At 74.9% G+C, this 2623-nt stretch carries 3 protein-coding genes; 1 reads left to right on the top strand and 2 read right to left on the bottom strand.

The features are described 5' to 3' along the window. Positions 1 to 96 precede the first annotated feature (96 nt). Positions 97 to 990, top strand: coding sequence for a DUF559 domain-containing protein (locus tag PKY62_RS12975; RefSeq protein ID WP_324537620.1), 894 nt, complete (start codon positions 97 to 99; stop codon positions 988 to 990). Positions 991 to 1207: 217 nt separating this feature from the next. Here PKY62_RS12975 and PKY62_RS12970 read toward each other — a convergent pair whose 3' ends face one another. Continuing rightward, positions 1208 to 1651 carry a type II 3-dehydroquinate dehydratase gene (locus PKY62_RS12970; RefSeq protein WP_324537618.1) on the bottom strand — a complete coding sequence of 148 codons (444 nt, stop codon included), beginning with the start codon at positions 1649 to 1651 and terminating at the stop codon, positions 1208 to 1210. 64 nt (positions 1652 to 1715) lie between these two features. Further along, on the bottom strand, positions 1716 to 2623 hold a 908-nt coding region (aroB, locus tag PKY62_RS12965; protein ID WP_324537616.1), incomplete at its 5' end, for a 3-dehydroquinate synthase.

Below are 2623 nucleotides of genomic sequence, written 5' to 3'. Positions count from 1 at the left end.
CCTAGGGGCGCGCGCGCGTGGGTCGGTCGGGCGGTCCGTCCACAGCCGGATGAGGCCGTCGTGGCTCGATCGGCGCACCGCTGCCACCCTGCCGGCGTGACCGATCACTTCGCCCGGGGCTGGGTCCCCGGACCGGCCCGGTACCAGGCCGGGGTGTTCACCGTGGCGCAGGCGCTCGCGGCCGGCATGTCGCCCGACCAGGTCCGACGACGCCGCCGCACGGGCGAGTGGGTGCGCCTCGCCGGCGACGCCCTGCGCCCCGCCGCGACCGCCCAGCAGCCGGGATCGCTCGCGTGGGCGGTGGCGCTCACCTGGCCCGATGGCGTCGCATGCCTGCGCACAGCCGCCGCCATGCACCGGCTCCCCGTGGCGCTCTCGACGCGTGCGCACGCGATCGTGCCCACGAAGCGACACCCGCGTCCGGCCCTCGTCCCGCACCTCGTGGCGATCGAGCCGAGCGACGTGGTGCGGATGGGTCGGGTGCGTCTCACCTCGCGCGCCCGCACGCTCTTCGACTGCGTCGGCCGTCTGCCCGACGACGAGGCGGACTCCCTGATGATCTGGGCCCTCACGCGAGAGCTGTGGACGCGGGACGAGCTCGACCGGATGGTCGCGGCGCGGCCGGGCCGCTGGGGCAACGGCCGTCGCCGCGAGGTCCTCCGTGACACCGAGCGCGGTGCACTCGGCGCCGCGGAGCGACGGCTGCTGCGGTTGCTCGACCTCTCGCAGATCACCGGCTGGCGCACGGACGTGCCGGTGTCCGACACGGCAGGGCTCATCGGCCGGGCCGACGTGCTCTTCCTCGAGGCCAGGCTCGTCATCGAGGTCGACGGCATGGCGTACCACGGCGCAGCCCGGTTCCAGTCCGACCGCACGCGCCAGAATCGGCTCGTCGGCGCCGGCTACACGGTGCTCCGCTTCACCTGGCAGGACCTCACCGAACGCCCCGACCTCGTCATCGACCAGATCCGCGCCGCCCTGACCCGATGATCGGCACCCCACCGAGTTCTCGGCAGGTCTTGGTCGCCTGATGACCGATATCTGCAGAGAACTGGGACGCGAACGGGTGCGGCGGGCGGACCGGGGCGAACGGGCGGGCACCGCGGGGGTCGGGCGAGGTGGGCGGGGCAGGCGGCGGCCGGGCCTCAGGCGAGGCGGCGCCTCGGGTCAGCCGGGGGTCGGGCGAGGGTCGGGCGAGGCGGCGCCTTCAGGCGAGGCGGGTGGCGATCGCCGAGAGGGCAAGGCGGTAGGAGTCCGTGCCGAAGCCCGCGACGGTGCCGGTCGCGACGCCGCCGATGACGCTCGTGTGGCGGAAGGTCTCGCGGGTCGCGGGGTTCGACAGGTGCACCTCCACGAGCAGCAGCCCGCCCGTCGTCACCTGGGCAGCGGCGTCGCGCAGTGCGTACGAGTAGTGCGTGAAGGCGGCGGGGTTGAGCACCACGTGCGCGCGCACGTCGACGGCCTGGTGCAGCCAGCCGACCATCTCGGACTCGTCGTCGGACTGCCGCGTCTCGACCGTCAGGCCGAGCTCGGCGCCCCAGGCGGCGCACTGCCGCGCGAGGTCCGCGTGCGTCGCGGAGCCGTAGACCTCCGGCTCACGCACCCCGAGCCGGCCGAGGTTGGGTCCGTTGAGGACGAGCACGCGTGTCATGGCGCCAGGGTAGGCGATCGCCGGTGCCGCGGACGGTGCGGCAGGGCCGCCCGCCGCGCCGGCGTCACAGCGCGACGGGCCCGCGGGCGGGCGCCCGGCTCACCTCGGCGTAGGCCGCGACCAGCAGCGCGGGATCGGGGCCCTCGAGCCGCACCGGGCGCCCCACGTCCTCGAGGACGACGAACCGCAGCAGGTCGCCGCGGGTCTTCTTGTCCCGCCGCATGGCCGCGAGCAGCTGGTCCCAGCGGTCCTCGCGGTACGTCAGCGGCAGCCCGACGGCGCCCAGCACGGCCCGGTGCCGCTCGACGACGGCGTCGTCCAGCCGGCCCGCGAGCCGCGCGAGCTCGGCGGCGTAGACCATGCCCACCGAGACGGCGGCCCCGTGCCGCCACGAGAACCGCTCGACGAGCTCGATCGCGTGGCCGAAGGTGTGGCCGTAGTTGAGGATCTCGCGCAGCCCGGCCTCACGCAGGTCGACGCCCACGACGTCGGCCTTGCCCCGCACGGCCCGCTCGACCAGCTCCCGGAGCACCTCCCGCGCACCCGGGGTCAGCACCGGCGCCACGAGCGCAGCCGCGTTCTCCTCGACGAGCTCGAGGATCCGCTCGTCGACGATGAACCCCGCCTTGATGATCTCGGCGAGCCCCGCGGTGCGGTCGTGCACGGGCAGCGAGTCCAGCGTGGACAGGTCGCACAGCACCCCGGCCGGCGGGTGGAACGCGCCGACGAGGTTCTTGCCCTCGGCCGTGTTGATCCCGGTCTTGCCGCCTACGGCCGCGTCGACCATGGCGAGCAGGGTGGTCGGCACCTGAACGACGGCGATCCCGCGCAGCCAGGTCGCCGCGACGAAGCCGGCGAGGTCTGTGGTCGCCCCGCCGCCGAGCCCGACGACGGCGTCGCTGCGCGTGAAGTCCGCCTGGCCGAGCACCTGCCAGCAGAACGCCGCGACCTGCGCGGTCTTGGCCTCCTCTG

Source organism: Actinotalea sp., from assembly GCF_035443605.1.
GTDB lineage: Bacteria > Actinomycetota > Actinomycetes > Actinomycetales > Cellulomonadaceae > Actinotalea.
The sequence above is the reverse complement of the archived record's forward strand: the minus strand, read 5'-3'. Positions and strand labels throughout refer to the sequence as shown.